Source organism: Gilliamella sp. wkB108 (assembly GCF_001690195.1).
In the GTDB taxonomy this organism is placed as follows: Bacteria; Pseudomonadota; Gammaproteobacteria; order Enterobacterales; family Orbaceae; genus Gilliamella; species Gilliamella apicola_L.
In genome coordinates, this window is sequence record NZ_LZGM01000036.1 from 1 (window position 1) to 25953 (window position 25953).

At 33.6% G+C, this 25953-nt stretch carries 20 protein-coding genes and 2 tRNA genes; 7 read left to right on the top strand and 15 right to left on the bottom strand.

Features of this window, described 5'->3' with window-relative positions; translation table 11 throughout:
• Positions 1-217, top strand: a 217-nt coding sequence (locus tag A9G11_RS14570; RefSeq protein WP_218056042.1) for a DUF7000 family protein, incomplete at its 5' end; no start/stop codon positions are given.
• A 1922-nt stretch (positions 218-2139) separates the two neighbouring features.
• On the opposite strand, the gene A9G11_RS04325 is transcribed toward A9G11_RS14570, so the two are convergent.
• The 4 genes from A9G11_RS04325 to bamE all read right to left on the bottom strand — a co-directional run bounded on the left by A9G11_RS04325 (position 2140) and on the right by bamE (position 6502).
• Positions 2140-2216: transfer RNA gene (locus tag A9G11_RS04325), tRNA-Arg, on the bottom strand.
• 181 nt (positions 2217-2397) lie between these two features.
• The gene (gene rep / locus A9G11_RS04330) at positions 2398-4413 is read right to left on the bottom strand and encodes a DNA helicase Rep (RefSeq protein WP_065618297.1); all 2016 of its coding nucleotides are present in this window, start codon (positions 4411-4413) and stop codon (positions 2398-2400) included.
• Positions 4414-4520: 107 nt separating this feature from the next.
• Positions 4521-5489, bottom strand: coding sequence for a tRNA dihydrouridine(20/20a) synthase DusA (dusA, locus tag A9G11_RS04335; RefSeq protein ID WP_065618298.1), 969 nt, complete (start codon positions 5487-5489; stop codon positions 4521-4523).
• Between the two features lie 524 nt (positions 5490-6013).
• Positions 6014-6502, bottom strand: coding sequence for an outer membrane protein assembly factor BamE (bamE, locus tag A9G11_RS04340; protein WP_065618299.1), 489 nt, complete (start codon positions 6500-6502; stop codon positions 6014-6016).
• A gap of 209 nt (positions 6503-6711) precedes the next feature.
• Between bamE and A9G11_RS04345 the strand changes: the two genes are divergently transcribed.
• A complete protein-coding gene (locus A9G11_RS04345; protein ID WP_065618300.1) occupies positions 6712-7323 on the top strand; it encodes an FKBP-type peptidyl-prolyl cis-trans isomerase in 612 nt (203 codons plus the stop codon).
• 16 nt (positions 7324-7339) lie between these two features.
• Here A9G11_RS04345 and A9G11_RS04350 read toward each other — a convergent pair whose 3' ends face one another.
• Positions 7340-8557: an MFS transporter gene (locus tag A9G11_RS04350; RefSeq protein ID WP_065618301.1), complete on the bottom strand. Its 1218-nt coding sequence runs from the start codon at positions 8555-8557 to the stop codon at positions 7340-7342.
• Between the two features lie 137 nt (positions 8558-8694).
• Here A9G11_RS04350 and dapB point away from each other — a divergent pair, with 137 nt between their 5' ends.
• From dapB to hpt, 3 genes are all read left to right on the top strand, one after another.
• Positions 8695-9516, top strand: coding sequence for a 4-hydroxy-tetrahydrodipicolinate reductase (gene dapB / locus A9G11_RS04355; RefSeq protein ID WP_065618302.1), 822 nt, complete (start codon positions 8695-8697; stop codon positions 9514-9516).
• A 10-nt stretch (positions 9517-9526) separates the two neighbouring features.
• Positions 9527-10024 carry a tRNA adenosine(34) deaminase TadA gene (gene tadA, locus A9G11_RS04360; protein ID WP_065618303.1) on the top strand — a complete coding sequence of 166 codons (498 nt, stop codon included), beginning with the start codon at positions 9527-9529 and terminating at the stop codon, positions 10022-10024.
• 137 nt (positions 10025-10161) lie between these two features.
• Positions 10162-10698: a hypoxanthine phosphoribosyltransferase gene (gene hpt / locus A9G11_RS04365; protein WP_065618304.1), complete on the top strand. Its 537-nt coding sequence runs from the start codon at positions 10162-10164 to the stop codon at positions 10696-10698.
• 704 nt (positions 10699-11402) lie between these two features.
• On the opposite strand, the gene A9G11_RS04370 is transcribed toward hpt, so the two are convergent.
• Both A9G11_RS04370 and A9G11_RS04375 read right to left on the bottom strand, forming a co-directional pair.
• Complete coding sequence (locus tag A9G11_RS04370; RefSeq protein ID WP_065618305.1) at positions 11403-11735, bottom strand: DMT family transporter; 333 nt, start codon at positions 11733-11735, stop codon at positions 11403-11405.
• Positions 11736-11962: 227 nt separating this feature from the next.
• Positions 11963-12038, bottom strand: a tRNA-Lys gene (locus A9G11_RS04375).
• A gap of 236 nt (positions 12039-12274) precedes the next feature.
• Here A9G11_RS04375 and A9G11_RS04380 point away from each other — a divergent pair.
• Entirely contained in the window at positions 12275-12946 is a 672-nt protein-coding gene (locus A9G11_RS04380) for an OmpW family outer membrane protein (protein ID WP_065618306.1), read from the top strand.
• A 53-nt stretch (positions 12947-12999) separates the two neighbouring features.
• Here the strand turns inward: A9G11_RS04380 and A9G11_RS04385 are convergent, their stop codons facing one another.
• The 8 genes from A9G11_RS04385 to A9G11_RS04425 form a co-directional block, all read right to left on the bottom strand.
• On the bottom strand, positions 13000-15858 hold the full coding sequence (locus tag A9G11_RS04385) for a valine--tRNA ligase (protein WP_065618307.1): 2859 nt from the start codon (positions 15856-15858) through the stop codon (positions 13000-13002).
• 236 nt (positions 15859-16094) lie between these two features.
• Positions 16095-16949 carry a pantoate--beta-alanine ligase gene (gene panC, locus A9G11_RS04390; protein WP_065618308.1) on the bottom strand — a complete coding sequence of 285 codons (855 nt, stop codon included), beginning with the start codon at positions 16947-16949 and terminating at the stop codon, positions 16095-16097.
• Positions 16946-17809, bottom strand: coding sequence for a 3-methyl-2-oxobutanoate hydroxymethyltransferase (gene panB / locus A9G11_RS04395; RefSeq protein ID WP_065618309.1), 864 nt, complete (start codon positions 17807-17809; stop codon positions 16946-16948). Before panB ends, panC begins: the two co-directional genes overlap by 4 nt.
• On the bottom strand, positions 17806-18648 hold the full coding sequence (locus tag A9G11_RS04400; protein WP_065618310.1) for a Rossmann-like and DUF2520 domain-containing protein: 843 nt from the start codon (positions 18646-18648) through the stop codon (positions 17806-17808). The genes panB and A9G11_RS04400 overlap by 4 nt, the downstream gene beginning before the upstream one ends.
• Positions 18649-19164: 516 nt before the next feature.
• Entirely contained in the window at positions 19165-20652 is a 1488-nt protein-coding gene (locus A9G11_RS04405; RefSeq protein ID WP_065618311.1) for a hypothetical protein, read from the bottom strand.
• A gap of 213 nt (positions 20653-20865) precedes the next feature.
• A complete protein-coding gene (locus A9G11_RS04410) occupies positions 20866-22113 on the bottom strand; it encodes a hypothetical protein (RefSeq protein ID WP_141674343.1) in 1248 nt (415 codons plus the stop codon).
• 638 nt (positions 22114-22751) lie between these two features.
• Positions 22752-23207, bottom strand: coding sequence for a DNA polymerase III subunit chi (locus A9G11_RS04420; protein WP_065618314.1), 456 nt, complete (start codon positions 23205-23207; stop codon positions 22752-22754).
• A gap of 12 nt (positions 23208-23219) precedes the next feature.
• Positions 23220-24710: a leucyl aminopeptidase gene (locus A9G11_RS04425; protein WP_065618315.1), complete on the bottom strand. Its 1491-nt coding sequence runs from the start codon at positions 24708-24710 to the stop codon at positions 23220-23222.
• 137 nt (positions 24711-24847) lie between these two features.
• Here A9G11_RS04425 and lptF point away from each other — a divergent pair, with 137 nt between their 5' ends.
• Positions 24848-25951, top strand: a complete 1104-nt coding sequence (lptF, locus tag A9G11_RS04430) for an LPS export ABC transporter permease LptF (protein ID WP_065618316.1) — start codon at positions 24848-24850, stop codon at positions 25949-25951.
• The last annotated feature ends 2 nt before the right edge of the window (positions 25952-25953 follow it).

Below are 25953 nucleotides of genomic sequence, written 5' to 3' on the forward strand. Positions count from 1 at the left end.
TAAGAATATTCAAAAGCAATACTGGAATATTTTAAAATCAAGCATATGGAATAAAAATCTACTCAACAAACCTAAATATGCAGTTCTTGAAACTATCCTAGTTGAAGATCCTGATTTCGATAATATCGACAAACTGACCACAGAAATTGAGCGTAATGCAAGATCTCAAATAGAAAAAATAATCTCTTATATTAAAAGCATAAAAAATAGATTTTAATATCTGCAAACGTAGTTTTTTTAGTTTTGAATTTTTTAATTGATCTAAATAAGAATTATCAATTTTGCCAGTTTCTGTACGATTTAACCCCAAATGGATAATGTTCTTTCCATGTTAAGTTAATGCACTTTAGCAACTACAAATTATTTATAATCTAATGTTGATTTTATTCAGTTATTTTGGATCTGGTTCGATCCTTAAACCTAAACCGGTATTTGGATACTATGCAAATCAAAAGAATTATCAATTTTGATTATTGTTTGTTTTATCTTATATCGTAGCTTAAATCCACTTTTTAAAAGATAAAAAAGAGTGTACATAGGTTAATACTTAAATTTAATGGCTTGCGCTATTATTTAAATGTTCACAACTAAATTCCCTCTTACTTTAATAGTTATTATTTTTTTATTTAAGTTATCTTTTTATTTTCTTTTTATTATAAAGATTGTACTGCTCATCAGACATACATAGGCGTTTGAGTTTTTCTATTTCTATCTTCTGTGAATGTACATAATTAATCATCTGGTAATATTTTATCGGTCACTTTTTATTCACCATAACAGAACGACGCGAGGCTATGTAAACCTATTAGTGCAATTTCCTTTATGCCATTCTCCTATAAATAATTTTAAGAAATGGACACCATTTATGACGTTTAACCAATAAAAGCCGACTCCTACCGGCTATTTAGGTTTATTTATTCCTTCAATAGCATCACACCCTACTAGATTATCAATCTTCATTAATTATAAAAAGCTATATAATCAAGTTTAGTCGTTTCCCCCTTATTTATAGAGCACTTTTGAAAAAAGGCTTTACAAGTAAAGTAACCAAGATTGGTATATCCGTCTCTTGATGTATTATATTTCATCTTTGCGTATAGAGAATTTTGTGTTTTCTAAATCATAAAAATGATTTTTTTATATACAAAACTGTATAACAACTAATTTATTATATAAAGCAATACTAAAAACAGAATTTATTTATAAAAAAATATGAGCATAATGGCGCACAAGCTATGTATTATTACAAAAATGGTTAATAATTTTCCTAAATTATAATAAAATTTATCATTTGTTTTTTTCCTATTTATGCATAGTAAAATCACCCCTACAGTAAAAACAAAAAGATAAAATTTCCACCAAATAAATGGAGCCAGAATCAAGACCAAAAATATTAATTCAGAATTGGAAACGCTATACATAAAATCCTCAACAAATACCTATTTTCAATTACAATTATTTCATTGATACCTAAAATAACATACAAATTTTTAATAGGCTAAATGATACACCTTCAACAGATATTTTTATCATAAAATCTCATCCTGTGTTTATCATCAAAAAATAGCTATTTTTCCATTTAAAAAATGAAATAAATTGTTATCACAAACCAAATAACACTAAAAAATTCAATATAAGAACGAACGTATAGCACTATGCGGTGAATAATTATTTGATTAATAAACAATTAATACCCAAAAAAGTGAGGTGATAGTTGAAAGGAAACATAGTCATATGACACAATAAACATCAATATAGTTTAAATGCATTATGTTAGTGTTAATAGTAAAAAAGAGAAAGCCTGGACATCAATGAACACCAATATAAACCGAAATGAAATTTGCGAAATTATGAATAAAGCAAAGCATACTATAGAGTAATGTATAAAGAATGCTTTTACAAAATCCAAATGCGGAAAAGCCGATCGGCTAATAACAGAGTTTGATTGTCACATGGTTAAAAATTACTATAGAATAGACGAAGTCCTACAACAGAAATAGCCCTTCTCTACCTTTATATGACAAATCTTCACAGTGCGCAATTTTGCGCTTTGTCTTTTTAAATAAAAACGCAAAGAGTAGAAAAAAACCACTCAAACCCAACTTAACCAGTTAAATTTTTAAGAATACAGGATTTTAATGGCGTCCCCTACAGGATTCGAACCTGTGACCTACGGCTTAGAAGGCCGTTGCTCTATCCAGCTGAGCTAAGGAGACGAAGATATGTTTTAAAGATTGACGTTGTGTATTATATAAAGCTATTTCGATCCGTCAATGATTTTTAAAGGATGAGATGCCTAAATTGTCAAAATATCATCAATTTATTTTTGAATATTTAGCAAAATAAAATTGGTTCGGTTAATTCATTAAGTATATTGATTGGTATTATAATATCTAATTATTTCGCATTGGCGATTTGGGCCTTTAGCATAGCTAGCCGACTTTGCCCTTGTTGCATTTTCTTTTCAGACGATAATTCGATTCGTTGATCTTGCCATTCTAAATCGTCTTGCGGAAGTTCTAGTAAAAAACGGCTTGGTTCAACATGTACGGTTTCGCCAAACTGTTTACGTTGACGACTAAAAGAAAATGTCAATTCGCGTTGCGCTCGAGTAATACCTACATAAGCTAGTCTGCGTTCTTCTTCAATATTATCTTCGTCAATACTGGTCTGATGAGGTAATACCCCTTCAGACATACCAACTAAATACACATAAGGAAATTCAAGTCCTTTTGAAGCATGCAATGTCATTAATTGAACTTGATCGAGTTCTTCCTCTGATTCATTACGTTCTAACATATCGCGTAAGGTAAATCTGGCAACAGCCTGTTCAAGGGTCATTGCTTCGTCAAGATCATCACCTTGTAACATATCATTTAACCAACTGATCAACTGTTCAACATTACGCATCCGCATTTGTCCAGCAGTTGGAGATGGCGAAGTTTCATATATCCAACTTTCATAATGAATACCATGTAACAACTCATGAATGGCTTCCATTGGTTCGCTATGGGATTTTTGAATCAATGAATCAAACCAATGGATAAATAACTGTAACGATTCCATTCGTTTGCCAGATAGTAATTCTGTTAATCCCATATCGTGGCTAGCCTGGAATAAACTAACACCTCGATGATTTGCCCACTCACCTAGTTTTTGTGTGGTAACTGGTCCAATTTCACGTTTTGGTGTGTTAATAATACGTATAAAAGCATTGTCATCATCTGGATTGGTTAATAGACGTAAATATGCCATTAAATCTTTAATTTCAGAACGAGCAAAAAATGATGTTCCACCAGAGATTCGATAGGGTATTCGATACTGCATTAACATTTTTTCGATTAAACGTGATTGATGATTACCACGATATAAAATAGCATATTGACCATACTGACTATTATTAGCAAATCGGTGACCAATTAAATCATTGACCACTTTTTCTGCTTCGTGATCTTCATTATCGGCAGTAATCACCTTTATTTCTTCACCATAACCTAGCTCTGAGAAGAGTTTTTTTTCAAAAATATGTGGATTATTCTCAATTAAAATATTAGCTACTTTTAAAATCCGACCAGAAGATCGATAGTTTTGTTCTAACTTGATGACCTCTAACGCAGGAAAATCTTGTTGCAGTAATACCAAATTTTGTGGACGCGCACCTCGCCATGAATAAATAGACTGATCATCATCACCAACTACGGTAAATTTAGCTCGACTACCAACTAGCAATTTAATAAATTCGTATTGACTGGTATTGGTGTCTTGATATTCATCAACCAATAAATAACGAACTCGATTTTGCCATTTTTCCCGAACTTCTTCGTTAGTTTTTAATAACAGCGTCGGCAATAAAATAAGATCATCAAAATCTAAAATACTACAAGCTTTTAATTGTTTTTCATATAACTGGTAACAATGAGCAAATAATTTTTCTTTATTGGTTTGCGCCCTTGCCATAGCGATAGTTGAATCAATAATATCATTTTTCCAATTTGAAATAGTTGCTCGTAATTGATTGATAAGATCTTTGTCACCATCTAACCATTGCAAAGTAAGTTCTTTAAGTAATGCAATTTGATCATGATCATCAAAAAGTGAAAAATTAGCTTTAATGCCAAGGTGTTTATACTCTCGGCGAACAATATCAAGTCCTAAAGTATGAAAGGTTGATATTTTAAGTCCTCTAGTCTCTGATTTTGTGAGCGATTGGGCAATTCGCTCTTTCATTTCACGAGCTGCTTTATTGGTAAATGTGACCGCTACAATATGACGAGGTAAATACTCTTTTACTCGAATTAAATAAGCAATTTTATTAATGATAACCCGCGTTTTGCCAGATCCTGCACCAGCTAAGACTAGGCACGGACCTGAAACATATTCAACAGCTTGTTTTTGACTAGTATTTAGACGCACAAAATAAAGACCATTGGGAAATTTGTTGGCTAGTATATACCGATTAGCTATTATGGTGCAATTAAGGCAATCTATTTGCTATCTCGGTAGTTGTATATTTAAATATCTTAATTGATAAAAGTTAAAGCTTGTTCAACCACCTCTATACCTGATCCCTTCTTATGAGCATTTTCGCTTAAATAGCGTCGCCATTGTCTGGCTCCTTTGCATCCATTAAATATACCCAATGTATGGCGCATGATATGATTAAGTTGAACACCTTGAGTTAGTTGCTGTTCAATGTAAGGGTAAAGCGCTTTAATTGCTGATACTGGATCAATAATTGAATCTTGTATACCAAAGATTTGCGAATCAATCTGAGTGAGTAACATCGGATTTTGATAGGCTTCTCGCCCGACCATTACACCGTCAACAAATTTTAAATGATGCTTAATCTCATCAATAGTTTTAATACCACCATTAATGGCGATGGTTAAATGGGGGTAATCTTGTTTAAGTTGATAAACACGCTCATAATTAAGTGGTGGAACCTCTCGGTTTTCTTTGGGACTCAGTCCTGAAAGCCATGCTTTACGTGCATGAACAATAAAAGTATCAGTATAAGGCATGATTTTTTCGATAAACTGGCATAAAAAAGAATAACTATCATGTTCATCAATACCAATACGCGTTTTAACTGTCACTGGAATATCAACCTGATCTTGCATTTGAGCGATACAATTGGCAACAAGCTCAGCATTACCCATTAAACAAGCTCCAAACATACCATTTTGTACTCGGTCTGAGGGACATCCAACATTTAAATTAATTTCATCATAACCCTGCTCTTGTGCTAACTTAGCACATTGCGCTAATGCACTTGGATCACTCCCCCCAAGCTGCAAACTAATCGGATGTTCTTCAGTGTTAAATGATAAATAGTCACCTTTACCAAATAAAATCGCTCCAGTGGTAACCATTTCAGTATAGAGTAAAGTTTGCTTGGTTAAAATTCGATGAAAATAGCGGCAATGTTTATCAGTCCAGTCAAGCATAGGGGCTACGGAAAAACGGTTCAATATGGATTTAGCAAACAAAAAAACACCTCGATAACAATAATAAAGCTGTTATTCTATCCGCCACTTCTAAACCTAGCAACTAGTAACCGTATAAGGAATGAAAATGATTTTAAATGAAACAGATATAATTTCTTTCGAAGTTACAGCACTACTTCAAAAACGTGTCTGATTTATTGGCATCATGTAAAAGGTTTTTGACATTATTATAGCGATATTTGGTGCAATAGTAGTTTAGGTATTCTTCTTGCGATAATTGGCATACCCATAATCATTGCCGAAATTAAACTTTTTGAATCGGGTGGAGCATTTAACCTTACCACCGACACCAAATAAGGGGGAAGATTTAGTTGATACTCTGAATAATTTATATTATTGCTGGAAAATGACAATATTTTTAATCATCCTTTAGCTATAACTTTAGTTATTAGTAGTAATGTTGTTTTTGTCACCAATACAACGCAAACGTATTCATAAAGATAAATCATGCATAATTAATATTATTATACGATACTTAAAACCTCGTTAAATACGAGGTTTTCTTTTTATTCTGAATCAGCAGGCTGTTCGCTACTATCTCCGTCTGTTTTAGATTCCGCTGGTGCAGCTGGTGCAGAAGGTTGTTCTGTTTTTTCCTCATCTGATTTGGTATTAATCGGATCGGAAATACTTTGTTTATTCATCTCTTCCAGAGACTTAGAATTTTCTAATGCAGAAGCTTTAATATCTGTAACAATACCCATTTCATTAAAATAAACAGCATAAGTTCTTTGACTTAAAACATCATGTTGTGGCTGCTGACGGAAAACATAATACCAAACATTATCGCCAAAAGCTGATGTTAACATTGGTGAACCCATGATAAATACAACCTGATCTTTGCTTTGACCAACTTGTAACATATCAATAGCTTCTTGTGTTACATAATTACCTTGATTGATATCAGGCCTATATACCCAACGATCAACGACTGAACAACCACTTAATAAAATACTAGTTACAATTGCAAGCGAGGTAAATTTACGAAACTGCATCTAACTTAATCCATTTAAAAAATACAATGTGGGATATTATCGCTGATATTTTAACTAAGTGCTAGCCCAATTGATAAATTCTTCCAGAATTATGTTATAAAACAGTGTACACACCGACATATTTAAATTACTTCTTGACATTTATTTGCTTATCGACAAACTAAGCACAGTCATAATAGAGACTATTCAATAACAACAAAAGGTAAAAAATGAAATTAGAGACGATAGATCAAAAAGCAAGTTATGCTATTGGATTACAAATTGGGCAACAATTGAAAGAGTCAGGTTTAACAAATTTAGAACTTAATGCATTAAAACTTGCAATGGAAGATGTATTAGCGGGTAATCAGCCTGCTCTACCATTACAAGAGTTACATGATGCGCTTCGCCATGTACATGAACAAGCAAATCTTGAAAAAGCCAAACAAGCAGAAAAAATTGCCCAAGCAGGTAAAGATTTTTTAGCTAATAATATTAAAAAAGAAGGTATCAAATCAACAGAATCTGGGCTGCAGTATGAAGTAATTAAACAAGGTAATGGTGCCATACCAAAAGCAACCGATCAGGTTCAAGTGCATTACACTGGTCAGTTAATTGATGGAACCGTTTTTGATAGCTCAGTGCAACGTGGGGAACCGGCTGAGTTTCCTGTAAATGGTGTCATTCGTGGATGGGTTGAAGCTCTACAGTTAATGCCTGAAGGTTCTAAATGGAGACTTTATATTCCTCAAGAACTCGCTTACGGTGCTCAAGGAGCAGGCGCGGCAATTCCACCTTATAGTGCTTTAATTTTTGATGTTGAATTATTAAAAGTGTTATAAGTTCTATGGACGCTAATTAGCGTCCAGATTTTAGATTTTTAGGTAGCAAAAAAGAAATACTTGCAGCAATGAATAATAAAACACTAGCTGTTCCAAAGGCAATAAAATGAGTATGAAAATTATCATACAACCACCCACCTAACCAAGATCCTGTCATAGCACCAATTTGGTGACCAAGGTAAGTTAACCCTGAAAGTAATCCCACAATTTTAACACCATAAATATCTGCTGTGATTGCGCTGGATAATGACAAAGTGCCAGCCCAAACCAAACCACCTAAAACAGCAATAGTAAATAATTGCCATTTAGTCACTACCAGAACTAATGCAATAAATCCGAATCCTCGAACCAAATAAATTAATGACAAAAGGTTTTTACGCTCAACAATATCCGAAAGATAACCTAATGCCAGAGTACTAAAAATAGCTACTAAACCAATTAAACCAATCCCTGAAGAACTTGTTACCGGATCAAAGCCATGATCTATCAGCATAGGTACGCCATGCGTTCCTAATAAATTCATACTAAATCCACAAGTGAACAATCCAAAACTTAACAGCCAAAATGGGCGAGTTTGCAAAACATAACTAAGGTTGATTTTCGGCGCCATGGTTATTGATGACACTTCTTGATTATTAAAACCTAAATTGGTTATCTGGGCTGTATTATCTTTCATAATAAAAATTGCAATAGGCAAGGCAACAATCAAAAGCAGAGCAGCAAATGCAATTAAGGTTGTTTGCCATCCATAAATTGGAATAAAATAGGCAAAAACAGGCAACATTACCGCAATACCAGCCATACTACCTGTTGATAAAATAAATAATGCTAATCCCCTTCTTTTAATAAACCAACTCGCCACAATAGGGGTAAAACTAACTGAACCGACAAAAGAAGTACCAAATGACAAGGCAATACCAAAAGAAAATAAGAAATTCCAATAATCCCGAAACATTGATGCCCAAACAGTTGCAATAAAAATGATAACTGCACCTAATAATAAAACGATACGAGTACCATATTTACCAACTAAATAACCAGCAATCGGCATAGCAATACCGGAAAAAAGCATGCCAATAGCAATAATACCGGAAAGAACACTACGACTAAAATGAAGATCGCTAGCAATCGGCAAAAAAAACGTTCCCATACTCATGCGTAAACCACTAGAGAGTAATGTTAACAAGGCTGCTGCTATGACTATATTCCAACCGAAATACCAAGGACAACGCATAATCACACCTAATTAGTAATTATTATGCATGAAATGATTATAACTATAACATTTTAAAAATTATGTTGTATATAAGACCCTTATTTTTCGCTATAATATTAAGTTATGACTAATTTAATGAGAATAAGGAAAGATATATGTCAACTGACTTGATTCGTATCGCTATAGCTGGTGCAGGTGGGAAAATGGGACGGCAACTCATTCAATCTGTATCTCAAATTGATGGTGCTACTTTAGGCGCTGCATTTGAACGAGAAGGATCTACACTAATTGGTAGCGATGCTGGTGAACTGGCAGGCATTGGAGTTTGTGGTATTAAAGTGACTGACAATCTTGAAAAAGTAAAAGAACAGTTTGATATCTTAATTGATTTCACCCGTCCAGAAGGTACTCTTTCTCATTTAAAATTTTGTGTCGAAAATAAAAAAATGATGATCATTGGTACTACTGGTTTTGATGATGCAGGCAAACAAGCTATTGCAGATGCATCCCAAAAGATCTCAATAGTCTTTGCTGCAAACTTTAGCGTTGGTGTTAATTTAGTATTGAAACTACTGGAAAAAGCAGCCACTATTATGGGGGATTATGCCGATATTGAAATCATTGAAGCACATCATCGTCATAAGGTAGATGCTCCTTCAGGCACGGCTCTAGCAATGGGAGAATCAATTGCAGAAGCACTAAATTGCAATTTAAAAGATCATGCCGTATTTTGCCGTGAAGGTCACACAGGTGAACGACCTAAAGGCGCCATAGGATTTGCAACGATACGCGCAGGTGATATTGTTGGAGAACATACAGCAATTTTCGCAGATATTGGTGAACGAGTTGAAATCACACACAAAGCCTCAAGCCGAATGACGTTTGCCAATGGAGCTGTCCGAGCAGCTTTATGGCTTGCCAAACAGCCAGTCGGTCTATATGACATGCGAGATGTGTTAAATCTGAATAATTTATAGTTAAATTGTCATGTCAGATGAAACTTGGATGCAATATGCATTAATGCTAGCTAAACGCGCTGAATCATTAGGAGAGATCCCTGTCGGCGCAGTTATTATCAATGAAAATAATCAAATCATTGGTGAAGGCTTTAATCAATCGATATTAAAGCACAATCCAACCGCTCATGCCGAAATGATTGCTATTAAACAAGCAGGTGAATCTTTACACAATTATCGCTTAGTAAACACGACTCTTTACGTTACACTTGAGCCGTGTGTAATGTGTGCAGGTGCAATTATACATAGCCGCATAAAACGTGTTGTGTATGGAGCTAGTGATTATAAAACGGGAGCAGCGGGTTCTTTTATTAATATTCTAGCCTATCAAGGCATTAATCATTATGCTGAAGTTACTCGAGGTATACTTGCAGATGAGTGCAGTGTTTTGTTAAGCGATTTTTTTAAAAAACGTCGTTTAGAAAAGAAATATGCATCTCAAACATTCTGTAAAGATGTTTCAGGTTAACTATATGTTTCAGTATAAATCTTTAAAATCAATTTTCTTTGTCTTATGGTAATATAATTAACTTAATTATTCTTTTTATCTGGGAAAATTGTTAGAATTTAGGTCAATGTAAAAATTTAGAGTTTGAGCAATAATTAATGAAAAAACACACATTAGAAATGATGATATCAGCGGAAGATATCCAAAAACGCGTAACTGAACTTGGTCAACAAATTAGTCAAGATTACAAACATAGTCAAAATGAATTAATTTTAGTTGGATTGTTACGTGGTTCATTTATTTTTATGGCTGATTTAAGCCGAGCAATCACTGTTGGTCATGAAGTTGATTTCATGACGGCATCAAGTTATGGCAATGCGGTTATTAGTAATCGCGATGTAAAAATCTTAAAAGATTTGGATGAAGATATTCGTGATAAGGATGTATTAATCGTCGAAGATATTATTGATACTGGTAATACGCTTAGTAAAGTAATGGCGATTTTAAAATTACGTCATCCTCGTAGTATCGAAATTTGTACACTTTTAGATAAACCTTCTCGACGGGAAGTATCAGTACCAGTGAAATATATTGGTTTTTCTATTCCTGATGAATTCGTTGTTGGTTATGGAATTGATTATGCACAGCATTATCGCCATTTACCTTATATCGGACACGTTGATTTACTTGAGTAATAAATTAGTGTTGAAATGTAATAATCTAAAACAAATCAAACTGTCTTAGCTTAAATTACACCGTACAAATACTAAATGAATTGTTATTTGCTTTATATTTAAAACTATCGACAATATCGTTAATTTAAAGTTAGATATTGTCGATTATCTCTTCACTAAAGGAATCAATAATTGAGGTAGATAAAGATAATAATACAACAAAACAATAATCACCTTAACAAAAATGTTCCTAAGTAAAAATCTCACATTTTTATAAGTTATAACGTTAATTCAAAAATCTAGTACAAAAAACAATCGCTCCTAACCTATCTTATACTTAACACTACATCTCGCTTAGTTTTATAACTTATACAAAGGGTATTGCCAAAAATCACATTGAGCTGAAAATCAAACCTATTCAAAAAAATCTAACAAAGAATACAAAATTATTCATAAAAAATGAGCTAATCGTTAACCGTATTTATTTGTTGTTTTGTTTAGTGAATACAAACAATTCTCAATAGTGACATATTGATAGTTATTGAGTTGATATTAATTACTGCAATCTAAAGAATATTTCTATTAAAATGTTAAAATCAGTTAGTTTAGAAAATGAAAAGTAAATAATATATTATATTTGCAAGTGAACCATAATAACATAAATTTTAAACTGACATTTTAGCTAAACTAATAACTGATTTATATAAACTGTTTCTATCTAATAATTAGTGACCAGAGACTTTTGAAAATAGATTAATAATTACCACGCCGAACATAATAAATCCCATACCAATTAATGCAGCTAAATCTAAAGTTTGCTTTAAAAATAGCCAAGCTATCAGACTAATTAGGACTATACCAATTCCAGACCATATTGCATAAGCGATACCAACAGGAATCGTCTTTAATGCTAATGATAATATATAAAATGAAGCACTATAACCAATGATAGTGATAAGAGAAAAAACTAGATTGGTAAAACCATTGGATAATTTCAATGAAGATGTGGCAATAACTTCACAAATAATAGCAAAAAAAAGAAGTAAATATGAATTCATCTGGATACCCATAGTTATTTTATAATATCAATAAGAGATACCACTTAAATTTAAAAAGTTAAAGTTAACACCTTGATTAAATAAATCATTAATCGAATGAAACATCAAAAAAACAAAACTAGGTAGTTAATTTTGTAAGTTATGCCACAATTACTGCACAATCCGCTACAACCAGATAAACAAAATAACCATTGGCTTTTGAATGTTATGAAAAGGAAGACATTAAATGGTGGGTTGTGGGGGGATCGAACCCACGACAAATTGATTAAGAGTCAACTGCTCTACCGACTGAGCTAACAACCCACTTAAATAATTCGCGTATTTTATACAAAATTAATGGCTAATGCAAATTATCAATTTTAATTCATTTATTAAATAATTTGATCTGATTATCAGATTTATCAATTTTTACGTGATATTTTTATATAATTAATATTGTTAGATTTGATATAATTGTCGGGAAGCTAAATCAAGCTTGCGTGTACCAAAATAAAATAAATTTTAGGTTGTGAGTCAGAAATAAAACGAGGAGGCATACAATGAAAATATCGTCAGTTGCAGTGTTAATCTCAATGGGATTAGCCAGTTCAATAGCTTATGCACACAGTGCTAATGAAATTATCGTACGTGGTGGTCCTGTTTATGTTCATCCTAAAGATAAAAGTGATCATGTTAAAGTTGGCGGAGCTAAAAGTGATCTTAAGGCTAAGGCGGATAACGATACTCAGTTAGGTTTAAATTTTCAATATATGATAACTGATAATATCGGTGTCGAATTGTTAGGTGCTACGCCTTTTAGTCATCAAGTAAAATTAGGTGGCGGTAATTCAACTGGTTTATCTGGCGCTCATTTAGGTAAAATAAAACATTTACCACCAACATTAAGTGCAGTTTGGTATCCGCTTGATTCAAATTATGAATTACAACCTTATGTTGGTCTTGGTATTAACTATACTTTCTTCTTTGATGAAAAACTAAGTAGCGAAGCCAAAAATGCAGGTTTCCATGGACTTGATCTCGATAGCTCTTGGGGTTGGGCTGCACAAGTGGGAACTGATTATACGTTCTATGATAATTGGCTTGTTAATGCTCAAATTCGTTATATTGATATTGAGACTAAAGCAACGACTCATTTAGGAAATACTAAAGTAACAGCTAATTATAAATTAGATCCATGGGTTGCAATGATTGGTGTGGGTTATAAGTTTTAATTTGCAAAGAAAATAAAAAATCTCTCGTTATAATAACGAGAGATTTTTGTGAGTTAGAGATTTTTAATTGCCTGGTACTGTTCTTGCAATTTCTCTTTATCATCCATATAACCTTGTTGTTTTTCTTTTTCTTTCGCAACCACAGCAGGTGGGGCTTTATCAACAAAACTTGGATTAGATAGTTTAGTTTCAATGCGCTCAATTTCGTTATCAATTCGGATCATCTCTTTCTCTAACCGTGCCAATTCATCATTTTTGTTGATCAACCCAGCCATCGGCATGAGTAATTCAGCACCTTCTACTAATTTAGTGACTGATAGTGGTCCTGTTTCACCTTCATCAAGTAATACAATTTCAGATAATCTTGCTAAAGATTCAATAAAATTGATATTATCACTGATGATGCGATGAACAACCGGCGATGCTTTACGAATTAATAATTGTAATGGTTTGCCCGGTGCAATATTCATCTCTGCTCGAATATTTCGTACTGCTATTATCACTTCTTTTATCCAATTGATATCAGCTACAGCTTCATCATTTAGGTATTGTTTATCAAAAACTGGCATTGGCTGTAACATAATTGTATCAGCAGTTATTTTCATCAAACCTTTTACATTTTGCCAAATAGCTTCAGTAATAAACGGAATTATCGGATGTGCCAGACGTAATAAAGCTTCTAAAACAGTCACTAATGTATGACGTGCAGCTCTTTGCTGATTTACCGATCCATTATTTAGTATGGATTTAGTCAGTTCTAAATACCAGTCACAGAATTGATTCCATGTAAACTCATAGAGCAGATTAGCTGCTAAATCGAAACGATATGTGTCAAAAGCTTCACGGTAGGCTTTAACTGTTTGGTTAAATTCCGCCAAAATCCACTTATCTGCCAGAGAATACTCAAATTCACCACCATTAAATCCGCAATCATGTTCTTGAGTATTCATCAATACATAACGGCTAGCATTCCAGAGTTTATTACAGAAATTGCGATATCCCTCTAAACGTTTTAAATCCCAGTTGATATCACGTCCTGTTGAGGCAAGCGCAGCTAAAGTAAATCTTAAAGCATCAGTACCATGAGCTTCAATACCATTTGGGAACTGTTTTTCAGTACGTTTAGCAATTTTTTCTGCAAGTTTTGGTTGCATCATATTACCAGTACGTTTTTCTAAAAGATCGGCTAATGAGATACCGTCAATCATATCTAAAGGATCAATTACATTTCCTTTAGATTTTGACATTTTTTGACCCTCTTCATCCCGAATTAGACCTGTAACATATACGGTTTTAAATGGAACTTGAGGATTACCATGCTCATCTTTAATAAAATGCATTGTCATCATAATCATTCTGGCAACCCAGAAAAAGATGATATCAAAACCCGTCACTAATACATTGGTTGGGTGAAAAGTAGCTAAATCGTCAGTATTTTCTGGCCAACCTAATGTTGAAAATGTCCAAAGTGCAGATGAGAACCAAGTATCAAGTACATCTTCATCTTGTGTTAATTCAATATTACTCGCAAGATTATGGTTGTGACGGACTTCGGTTTCATCACGACCAACGTAAACATTACCTTGTTTATCATACCAAGCAGGGATGCGATGTCCCCACCATAATTGACGTGAAATACACCAATCCTGAATGTCATTCATCCAAGAAAAATACATATTTTCATACTGTTTAGGAACAAATTGAATATAGCCATTTTTTACTGCATTAATGGCTGGTTCAGCTAATACTTTGGCTCTTACATACCATTGATCGGTAAGCATTGGTTCAATGACTACGCCACCACGATCACCATACGGAATAGTTAAATCATGAGGCTCTATTTTTTCCAAAATCCCCATTGATTCACATTCCGCAACCATAGCTTTACGAGCAGCAAATCGTTCCAATTTTTGGAACTGTGCAGGCAGTTCGGATGAATAAACATCACTTGGCTCTCCATTAGTATCAAAAACCTCGGCTTGTTGACGAATCTCACCATCGAAAGTAAAAATGTTAATCATTGGTAATTGATGACGTCGCCCTACTTCATAGTCATTAAAATCATGAGCAGGCGTGATTTTTACACAACCAGTGCCTTTAGTCATATCGGCATGTTCATCACCAATGATAGGAATACGACGATTAACAAAAGGCAAAATTACATATTTGCCAATTAGATCTTTATAACGTGGATCTTCAGGGTTTACCGCAACCCCAGTATCTCCAAATAACGTTTCGGGACGTGTAGTCGCAACAACAAGATACTCCTTACCTTCTGATGTTTTAAAACCATCCGCTAATGGATAGCGTAAATGCCACATTGAACCTTTTACTTCACGATTTTCAACTTCAAGATCAGAAATGGCGGTACGTAATTTTGGATCCCAATTTACTAATCGTTTACCACGATAAATTAAGTCCTCTTGATATAATCTAACAAAGACTTCTTTAACCGCATTGGACAAACCTTCATCCATGGTAAAGCGTTCACGATCCCAATCAACAGAATCACCCAAGCGCCGCATCTGCTGAGTAATACTGCCACCAGATTCAGCTTTCCACTGCCAGATCTTTTCTATAAATGCTTCACGTCCATAATCATGGCGAGTTTTATTCTCTTCAGCAGCAATTTTGCGCTCCACCACCATTTGGGTTGCTATACCTGCATGATCTGTTCCTGATTGCCATAAAGTATTTTGACCTTGCATACGGTGATAGCGAATCAAAGCATCCATAATTGTCTGTTGGAAAGCATGCCCCATATGTAAACTACCTGTGACATTAGGTGGTGGAATGGCAATACAATAACTTGGCTGTGATTTATCGCCATTCGGTTTAAAATAACCCCTCTCTTCCCAATGTTGATATATAGGTTGTTCAATTTCTTGTGGATTATAAGTAGTATTTTTCATAATTTAAGCATAAATCCTAATTCAAGGCGTAAAAAATGCCTCTATTCTACAGTAATTTCGTAAAACAATAAATTAGCAGGGCAATAATCGAAAGAGAATTAATCTACATTTAGAGTCGCCATAAAATACTTAAATTAGTATTACTATTATTGAGATGTCAATAAAGGATGCAACCGCTTTAGGTTTAAAGCGGTTAGTAATAAAAAATTTCATTATTTCATAACAATGAATGATATTTACGAATAATAATGATAATAAATAAAATTATCTATCAATCTTGTTTTACCAATGTATACAGCTAAAGCACATAAACTATCTTGCTCAAGCAATTCAACTGATGTCAAAGTTTGCAGATCAACAAACTCAATATAATCAATTTTAGCTAAAGACTGTTTAGCAATGATGTCTTGCATGGCAGTACGAATCGTAGCAACCGATTTTTCACCTTGCTTTATCATTGAATTTGCAGATTCAATAGCCTGATAAAGACAGACTGCTGCTAACCTTTCACTTTCTGATAAATAACTATTGCGAGAACTTTTAGCTAATCCGTCTTGTTCTCGCACAATAGGACAACCAATGATTTCAATATTGAAGTTTAAGTCTTTTACCATACGTTTTATCACAGCTAATTGTTGGGCATCTTTTTGTCCAAAATATGCGCGATCAGGTTGCGTTATATTGAATAATTTTGTGACAACCGTACAGACACCTTTAAAATGCCCCGGTCGCCTTTTACCACATAAAGCATCGGTTAAACCATTTACATCAACATAACTACTAAAATGAGTATCATACATTTCATCGGTTGACGGACAAAAAATGAGATCTACGCCCATCTTTTCACAAGCTATCTTATCTCGTTGAAGATCTCTAGGATAACTAGCTAAATCTTCAGAAGGTCCAAATTGGATAGGATTAACAAAAATAGTAACTATCACTTTTTGGTTATCTTTTTTAGCCGCAGCCATTAAACTTTGATGACCTTCATGTAAAAATCCCATTGTTGGTACTAAACCGATACTCGCACCTGATTGATGCCAAGATTTAACCTGTTCGCGAACTTGCTTGATTGTTGTAACAACTTTCACTTGCCAATACTCCTATTATTAGCTGAAAACTCCTTTTTGAGCTTATTCATAATTTCATCATCAATGGCAAACTCATGAATTGGAGCGGGAAACTGCTGTTCAGTAACTTCTTGACAATATTGTCTAAAACCTTGTTTCATTTGCTCACCAATCGGTGCAAACGATTTAGCAAATTTTGAAGATACACCATCGTACATAGATAACATATCTTGATAAACCAGTACCTGACCGTCACATCCAACTCCAGCACCAATACCTATAGTCGGGATATTAACCAGTTCAGAGATCAGTTTTGCCAAAGCAGCAGGCACACATTCAAGTAAGATAGCAACTGCGCCAGCATGCTCTACTGCTAATGCATCAAGGACAATATTTTTAGCGTTTTGATAATCTTTACCTTGAACTTTAAATCCACCTAAGGCTAGCACCGATTGTGGCATCAATCCTATATGAGCAATGACAGGAATAGAAGCTTGAGTGATCATCTTAATATGTTCGCAAAAAGCTTGCCCTCCTTCAAGTTTAACCACCTGAGCCTGACCTTCTTTAATTAAACGTCCGGCATTATAAACTGCATCATAAACAGAAGTATGGTATGACATAAAAGGTAAATCAGTCACCACCAACGCAGACTTAGCTCCTTTTGCCACCGCTTTAGAATGATGAATCATATCTTCCATAGTGACCGAAATAGTGCTGTCATAACCTAGCATTACCATACCTAAAGAGTCACCGACTAAAAGACAATCAACGCCACTTTCATCCATTAATTTGGCAGTTGTATAATCATATGCGGTTAACATGGTTATTTTTTGTCGATTTTGTTTACGTTTTTGTAATGTAATAATAGTATTTTTCAAAGTAACAACTCCAGTTGTAATTGTCGATAATCCTTATTTGGGTGTTTTTTACGACTAATATCAAGTAAAATAGATGATAATTGTTGATAAATAGGTTTGAATTGAGTTGGTATTATAGCTAAATGTTCTCTTATCGTTTCAATATCGCCTCGTTCTATTGGTCCTGTTAATGCATTAATCACACCTACTTGGCAAACTGTGTTAGCATTGTCTAAAAATAAAGGTTGCCAAGCTCGCTGACTAAAATCAGAATCAAGTCCACATTGCGTAAACAGTTCAATTCCAATCTGTGCTAATGCTATAACTTGATTACTCAACATCACACAAGCTGCATGATACAGTGGTTTATTATTAGCAGACAATATCGCAATAGGATTTTTTATTGGAGAAAATAAAGTTTGTAACTCAGAAATAATCTTCTTATCAGCTTCAAGTGTAAAAGATATCTTTGACATGACTTGATAACAATCAAACCGATCATAAATGGCATATAAGGGGTGTAAAGAAAAAGCAAAGGGATGAATAGTTTTGTTATAAACAAATAGCTGTGAGGTCAATAACCCGCTACAATGCCCAATCCATTTATTAGTAACAGGTAACTGACATAGTTCCAACCAAATCATTTCAATTTGGCTATCCGGAACAGTAATAAATAAACAATCGCAATCATTTACTAAATTTTCAAGTGATGAGTAAGCTCGACTGTGTGTAAATTCACAAGCCTCTTTTGTATGCTGATAAGATCGACTATAAAATCCAGCTATCTCCATACCACACAAGGTAAAATATTTAGCTAACGTGCAACCTACTTTACCTGCACCGATAAAACCTATAATCATTGTTACTATATATTTTTTTCAAATTATCGCATTATAGCCTAATCTACTTTAGATTCAATTAGTACTATCACTTATGGCAAGATTGAAGCGATAACACTTTACAGCTTATACAGAGTTTTAAAAAAACTATTTAAAATCACCAGTAATTTACGATTAAAAGTGAGGTTATTAAAAATACATATAGTTTATTATTTTATTTAATAAATGATCTAAGTTTCGCGATCTACTTCAATAAACACTTTTAATTAAGAACCAAAATAGCTAGCTATATAAATAATTTCAAATTAATCTATTTAATTCAATAAAGATAAAATAGGTTATCGCTTTTTAAATTAACTGGTTCATAAACTTACTTTACTGCTATAAATGAAACCATTAATATCTCACTTAATTTGGATCTTATACTAAAACGTATAGCTAACCTGAAACTTTTTTACAAAATAATTTGTTAATTAATATCGTTTAGACTTTCGATTTATTACTATTTAGCATTATATTGAATATGATTTATTCGATTTAAGGAGTTACACAAGCAACACCATAAGTAATATCCGTAAGAAGTTGATCACCCGTCGCACCTAAATGGGATTCAACTACAAAATTATAGGTATCATTTTCTTTATTTGATGTCCAAAAATAACTACCATAGAACCATCCTCGATTTCCCGCATCAAAAACGTCCCAATCTGTTCCTGGATAGTTTGTATTTTCATTACTAACAGCACCCCATTCGTTAAACAACCCCCCCATCCAACTTCCATCATTTTGCTTATAACTAATCCTTCGTTGATAGTCTCCATTCACACCAGGAATACCTCCATGCCAATTCATTCGATTTGAATTAGTAAAATCGGTAACAAGAGGTACTCTATAGCCACTAAGGCTATTACAAAAATCTACAGCACTATCATAATTCCCATTTCCATTCAGTTTAGCTACATACCATCGCTGGATATTGAAAGCATAAAGTAAGTCGTTCTTTGCCTGGTCTTTATACAATCTAAATATCGAAGGGGAAAATCCACTACTGTTACTTGCCGTTGGTCCTTTTACGTACATCCTTAAAACACCTTTACTTGGCGCTGATAACTCTAAATGCACTCCACTACCTGATATTGGGTAAACATTACTTCCGTTATACTGAACAAGAGAAGTTGCGGGTACTTCTCCTACAAAAACGATATCGAAAAATAGATTATTTGACCCCGTCGTCGGAAAATTCACCTCCGGTTTATTTAAATCCATAACATAAAAACCTTTATGTGCTTTCCAGTCTGGACCGTTACTAACATTCGCTTCGGGAAATTCTAGTGACAAATTAGGTCTTATATTACAAACCTCTGGTTGTACAATTTTAGGATTTATATAATAAGTATGTTTTCCGCCAGTAAAATTACTCGTCCTTGGATCGCCATATTGGGTAGATAAAACCCCATTAGCGGCTTCAATTGTTAATTGATAAGGCGCGCTGCACCCTTTCAATTCACTATTTGCATTATTTTTGACTGTTTCTGTAATGTCATTTCCTTCCGAATCCTGCCACTTAATTTTTAGTCCTCCTGTTACATTTGGATTTGCATCACCATCTATATCTAACCAATAATTAGATTTTATAATAATGTCACTTAACGCTATTTCTGGATAAGAGGTAAAAGGAACTAAAGTAGTTATATCAGAAAATTTAACAAACTCAGCTGTTAGATTTATAGGATTAGCCATACTGGAATTATCTGTCGATGAAGTAACTACTTTACCATCAGGCAAAGTAATTGATAAAAATGTTTCTACTGAATCAGCTATGGTTACACCATTATCAAATGTTAGGAAAGGGCTATTACCTTGAATGGTTTTGCTGGTTACTGTTGATAATGCCGATACATGATTCGCGAAAAATGGAAGATTTAAGAGTAGAAATAATTTAAATATTCTTCTAAATGATGAAAAAAAATATAAAGTTAATTTATTAACTGGCTGAGTAAACCCTAACTGACTGTGTTTTAACATAAAAACTACCTTTTGTACTGCTAACTACCTAGTTCATTTCTTAAACAATTAAGAAATAAAAATATTCACAATTAAACATTGTGATCATATTTTATACAGAAAATTTGCAAACCTTACTGTGCTAGGCACAATAAGGTTTGCAATTTATTTTCAACAACACTTTCATAATATAAAAATCTAACATCACATTATATTCAATGTACCTAATTCTATTTAAGGAGTTACACAAGCAACCCCATAAGTATTATCCGTAAGAAGTTGATCACCTGTCGCACCTAAATGGGATTCAACTACAAAATTATAGGTATCATTTTCTTTATTTGATGTCCAAAAATAACTACCATAGGACCATCCTTGATGTCCTGCATCAAAAACGCCCCAATCTGTTCCTGGATAGTTTGTACTTTCGTTAGCAACAGCACCCCATTCGTTAAACAAACCACCCATCCAACTTCCATCATTTTGCTTATAACTAATCCTTCTTTGATAGTCTCCATTCACACCAGGAATACCTCCATGCCAATTCATTCGATTTGAATTAGTAAAATCGGTAACAAGAGGTACTCTATAGCCACTAAGGCTATTACAAAAATCTACAGCACTATCATAATTCCCATTTCCATTCAGTTTAGCTACATACCATCGCTGGATATTGAAAGCATAAAGTAAGTCGTTCTTTGCCTGGTCTTTATACAATCTAAATATCGAAGGTGAAAATCCACTGCTGTTACTTGCCGTTGGTCCTTTTACGTACAACCTTAAAACACCTTTACTTGGCGCTGATAACTCTAAATGCACTCCACTACCTGATATTGGGTAAACATTACTTCCGTTATACTGAACAAGAGAAGTTGCGGGTACTTCTCCTACAAAAACGATATCGAAAAATAAATTATTTGAACCCGTCGTCGGGAAATTTACCTCCGGTTTATTTAAATCCATAACATAAAAACCTTTATGTGCTTTCCAGTCTGGACCGTTACTAACACTCGCGTCGGGAAATTCTAGTGACAAATTAGGTCTTATATTACAAACCTCTGGTTGTACTATTTTAGGATTTATATAATAAGTATGTTTTCCACCAGTAAAATTACTCGTCCTTGGATCGCCATATTGGGTAGATAAAACCCCATTAGCGGCTTCAATTGTTAATTGATAAGGCGCGCTGCACCCTTTCAATTCACTATTTGCATTATTTTTGACTGTTTCTGTAATGTCATTTCCTTCCGAATCCTGCCACTTAATTTTTAGTCCTCCTGTTACATTTGGATTTGCATCACCATCTATATCTAACCAATAATTAGATTTTATAATAATGTCACTTAACGCTATTTCTGGATAAGAAGTAAAAGGTACAAAAGTGGTTATATCAGAAAATTTAACAAACTCAGTTGTTAAATTTATAGGATCAGTCGCACTGGAATTATCTGTTGATGAAGCAACCACTTTACCACCAGGCAAAGTAATTGATAAAAGTGTTTCTACTGAATCAGCTATGGTTACACCATTATCAAATGTTAGGAAAGGGCTATTACCTTGAATAGTTTTACTGGTTACTGTTGATAAAGCCGATACATGATTTGCGAAAAATGGAAGATTTAATAATAGAAATAATTTAAATATTCTTCTAAATGATGAAAAAAAATATAAAGTTAATTTATTGGCTGGCTGGCTGGCTGGCTGGCTGGCTGGCTGGCTGGCTGGCTGGCTGGCTGGCTGGCCTTAAACAACTGTATTTTAACATAAAAATAACCTTTTGTCCTGCTATCTACTTATTTTATTTTCGATTTTTGTATTTAGTTGATATATATTAAGTATAAATAACTAATAACAAATCAGCAAATAAGAAATTTGTTAAGATTTGTCAATTAATAAATTTATTCATTAACAAAAGAGTAACCGAGCGACAGATTAAAAAAATATTAATTTAATCGGCGTGTTATATATTTAAATTATTTCTAACTTTTCTTAGCGAAATATAATGTAAACAAAATAGAGTAATGTAAATCAATGATAAATTTGCTTTATTTTAGATTGTACAGCTTACATCAATATACTCAAAATAGTATGCGACTATTGAAACTTTGGTTAATTTATATTTACTGGCATAAAACAAAGTTAGTTTTAATATTAAAACCAGCTTCTTTATATAATTTATATCTTGTTCGCGCTAAGGATTTTAAATGTTCATTTACAGGAACAAAATCGATAATGTCATGATAAACAATAGAAAATTCAGGAAATTGCTCTTGTAAATTAATCAGAAGTTGCCGATTGCCACTACTACGTCTTTGAGGCCAGCAAATTTCTACAGGCGATCCACCTTTCATACCTTCTCCAGCCAAATTATGTGGTACGAAATTCTCAGTATTTAGTTGCCAGAGATACTCATCTATCCTTTCAGCTTGGGTCTGATCTTGGCAGGCAACTAATACACGTTGCTGGTTTTGCCATGCTTGAGCAATTTTTTCACAAGCGAGTTTCTCATGGAATAACATGCCTGATCCACTCGCTTCATCTTGGTTTTCAAGAAGATAAAAAATCACTTTTTTCATATCTGTACTAAGTTAAACTTTTTGATCAAGTAGATATTGAATTAACATCGCAACAGGGCGTCCTGTCGCGCCTTTTTTTGCACCTGATTTCCAAGCCGTACCCGCTATATCTAAATGCGCCCACTGATATTTTTCAGTAAAACGCGATAAGAAACAAGCAGCAGTAATAGTTCCCCCGTCTCGGCCTCCGGCATTTACAATATCTGCGCAAGTTGATTTTATCTGTTCTTGAAAATCCTTATCAATCGGTAAAGCCCAAGCTTTATCACCTATTTTGTTAGATGAAGCAACTAACTGTGTTACTAAACTATCATTATTGCCCATCACACCTGTATAATGGTGTCCAAGTGCAACAATACAAGCACCTGTTAAAGTTGCTATGTCTATAACGACTTTAGGATTATAACGACCAACATAAGTTAAGGCATCACATAAAACTAAGCGACCTTCTGCATCAGTGTTGATTATCTCAACAGTCGTTCCAGACATTGTGGTCAATATATCTCCTGGACGATAGGCATTACCATCTGGCATATTTTCACAACCAGCCATAACCCCTATAACGTTAATAGGTAGTTTTAATTCAGCGACTGCTTGCATTACACCATAAACCGTTGCTGCACCGCACATATCATACTTCATTTCATCCATGCCTGCAGAAGGTTTGATCGAAATTCCTCCTGAATCAAAAGTTAGACCTTTACCCACTAAAACATAGGGTTGCGCTTTTTTATCTTTGGCACCTTGATACTCAATGACAGTCATTATTGATTCGTTTTTCGATCCACGCCCCACAGCTAAATAAGCATTCATATTTAGCTTAGCTAACTCTTTTTCCCCTAAACAGGTCACTTTTAATAAAGGATAAGTTTTATCTAGATATATCATAGCTTGTTCAGCTAAATATTGTGCATTGCATATGTTAGCTGGCATATCAGCTAAAGTTTTAGTCGATGTAATCGCATCTGCAATAATTTTTCCTTGCAGTAAATTATTGGTTATTTTTTCAACCAATTTTCTATCAGCACACAATAATGTTACTTTGCTTAAATGTAGCGTCGGTGCTTTTTGTGATTTGAATACATCAAAACGGTAGGTCATCTCTCCAATAATTTGAGGAATTTGTTTAGCTAAATCAGTTGATAAAGCTGGATTAAAAGTTAACAGATCCCAAGTGATATTTTTGACTTGTTTAGATAGCAATTCTTTGGTGACAGCCTGAATGACTTTTTTAGATTTTATTAAATCAAACTCTTTGGCTTTACCACAACCAACAAACACGATTTTTTGTTTTAAAACATTAGTAAACGGGTATAAAAACGTAATTTTACCTAATTCACCACTGACATCCCCCGATTTAATCAATTGACTAACCAATCCTTGTGTACATTGATCTAAATCTTTGATCAAATCAGATTGATTTTTGCCTGAATCAATTGAAACAACTATACATTCTGATTTTTGTTTGGTGATAATAGCGTCGTTTTTAATTAAAAATTCCATTGGATATCTCTTTTATAAAATTGATATGAATAATGATATTCTATCCGTTCAATAAGGGATAGCAACAAAAAGATAACTAAACGACACAAATCAGATTATAATAGTCCGATTTTAATAAACTTGAAGATAGGTTAGATGTGATAATTCGTCGATATTTAATTAAAGAGACATTAAAAACACAAAGTGCAATATTGTTTATTTTATTGTTAATATTCTTCTCTCAAAAATTAATAAGAATTTTATCCAGTGCTATTGATGGAAATATCCCTCATGACTTAATTATGCCATTATTGATTTTAGGTATCTCTAGTATGGCTGATCTTATTTTACCTTTAAGCCTTTTTTTAGGTGTTTTAGTAACATTTGGGCGTTTATATTCAGACAGTGAAATGGTAGCCATGCATGCTTGTGGCGTGAAAAAAAGCTTAACCTATCAGGTTGTTTTTTTTCTATGTATTTTAACTTGTATTTTAACTGCAATAAATTCTTTATGGTTTGGTCCATGGTCAACTGTCAAACAAGATCAATTAGTAGAAAATGCCAAATTAAATCCTAGTTTGGCAGGATTACTAGCTGGACAATTTCAACAAACGCCCGATGGTAATTCGGTAATTTATATTAGTAATGTTAATAATAATAATTTAGAACACGTATTTATCGCTCAAATCAATCCTAAAAATAATCAACGTCCCTCTATAATTATTGCAAACAAAGGCAAAACTGGAAATGATGAGGAAGGCAATCAAATTATCACATTAGAAGACGCTAACCGTTATGAAGGAACTGTACAACAAAAAGATTTCCGCATTTCTAATTTTCATAATTATTTAGGCATAATCAAACCTAAAGAATTAAGCAAAAATGAAGATGAAGAAAAATTGGATATGCAACAACTGGGATTATCAGAACTTAATAATATCCAAACACCGAAAGCAATAGCGGAAATATATTGGCGGATCACGTTAATCATTTCGGTACCATTAATGGCTTTTCTTGTTATTCCACTTAGCGTATCAAATCCAAGACAAGGACGATTAGCGCAAATATTACCAGCACTATTGCTTTACTTGATCTATTTTTTATTAGCTAGTTCAATTAAAGCTAATGCTGGTAAAGGTCGTTTAGATCCAGTTTTATGGTTTTATATTATTAATACAGGTTATTTTCTTATTGCCCTTATCTTAAACTACTGGGATAGCTTATTTATGCGTAAACTTCGTTTAAAATATATTGCATCGTAAAA

What these genes read in the sequence shown, in the direction of transcription:
- dapB (WP_065618302.1), top strand. Translation starts at nt 8,695, where the DNA reads ATGTCAACTGACTTGATTCGTATCGCTATAGCTGGTGCAGGTGGGAAA.
- bamE (WP_065618299.1), bottom strand. Translation starts at nt 6,502, where the DNA reads ATGCAGTTTCGTAAATTTACCTCGCTTGCAATTGTAACTAGTATTTTA.
- A9G11_RS04385 (WP_065618307.1), bottom strand. Translation starts at nt 15,858, where the DNA reads ATGAAAAATACTACTTATAATCCACAAGAAATTGAACAACCTATATAT.
- A9G11_RS04405 (WP_065618311.1), bottom strand. Translation starts at nt 20,652, where the DNA reads ATGTTAAAACACAGTCAGTTAGGGTTTACTCAGCCAGTTAATAAATTA.
- A9G11_RS04400 (WP_065618310.1), bottom strand. Translation starts at nt 18,648, where the DNA reads ATGATTATAGGTTTTATCGGTGCAGGTAAAGTAGGTTGCACGTTAGCT.
- A9G11_RS04345 (WP_065618300.1), top strand. Translation starts at nt 6,712, where the DNA reads ATGAAATTAGAGACGATAGATCAAAAAGCAAGTTATGCTATTGGATTA.
- A9G11_RS04370 (WP_065618305.1), bottom strand. Translation starts at nt 11,735, where the DNA reads ATGAATTCATATTTACTTCTTTTTTTTGCTATTATTTGTGAAGTTATT.
- A9G11_RS04380 (WP_065618306.1), top strand. Translation starts at nt 12,275, where the DNA reads ATGAAAATATCGTCAGTTGCAGTGTTAATCTCAATGGGATTAGCCAGT.
- A9G11_RS04350 (WP_065618301.1), bottom strand. Translation starts at nt 8,557, where the DNA reads ATGCGTTGTCCTTGGTATTTCGGTTGGAATATAGTCATAGCAGCAGCC.
- A9G11_RS04420 (WP_065618314.1), bottom strand. Translation starts at nt 23,207, where the DNA reads ATGAAAAAAGTGATTTTTTATCTTCTTGAAAACCAAGATGAAGCGAGT.
- A9G11_RS04425 (WP_065618315.1), bottom strand. Translation starts at nt 24,710, where the DNA reads ATGGAATTTTTAATTAAAAACGACGCTATTATCACCAAACAAAAATCA.
- tadA (WP_065618303.1), top strand. Translation starts at nt 9,527, where the DNA reads ATGTCAGATGAAACTTGGATGCAATATGCATTAATGCTAGCTAAACGC.
- hpt (WP_065618304.1), top strand. Translation starts at nt 10,162, where the DNA reads ATGAAAAAACACACATTAGAAATGATGATATCAGCGGAAGATATCCAA.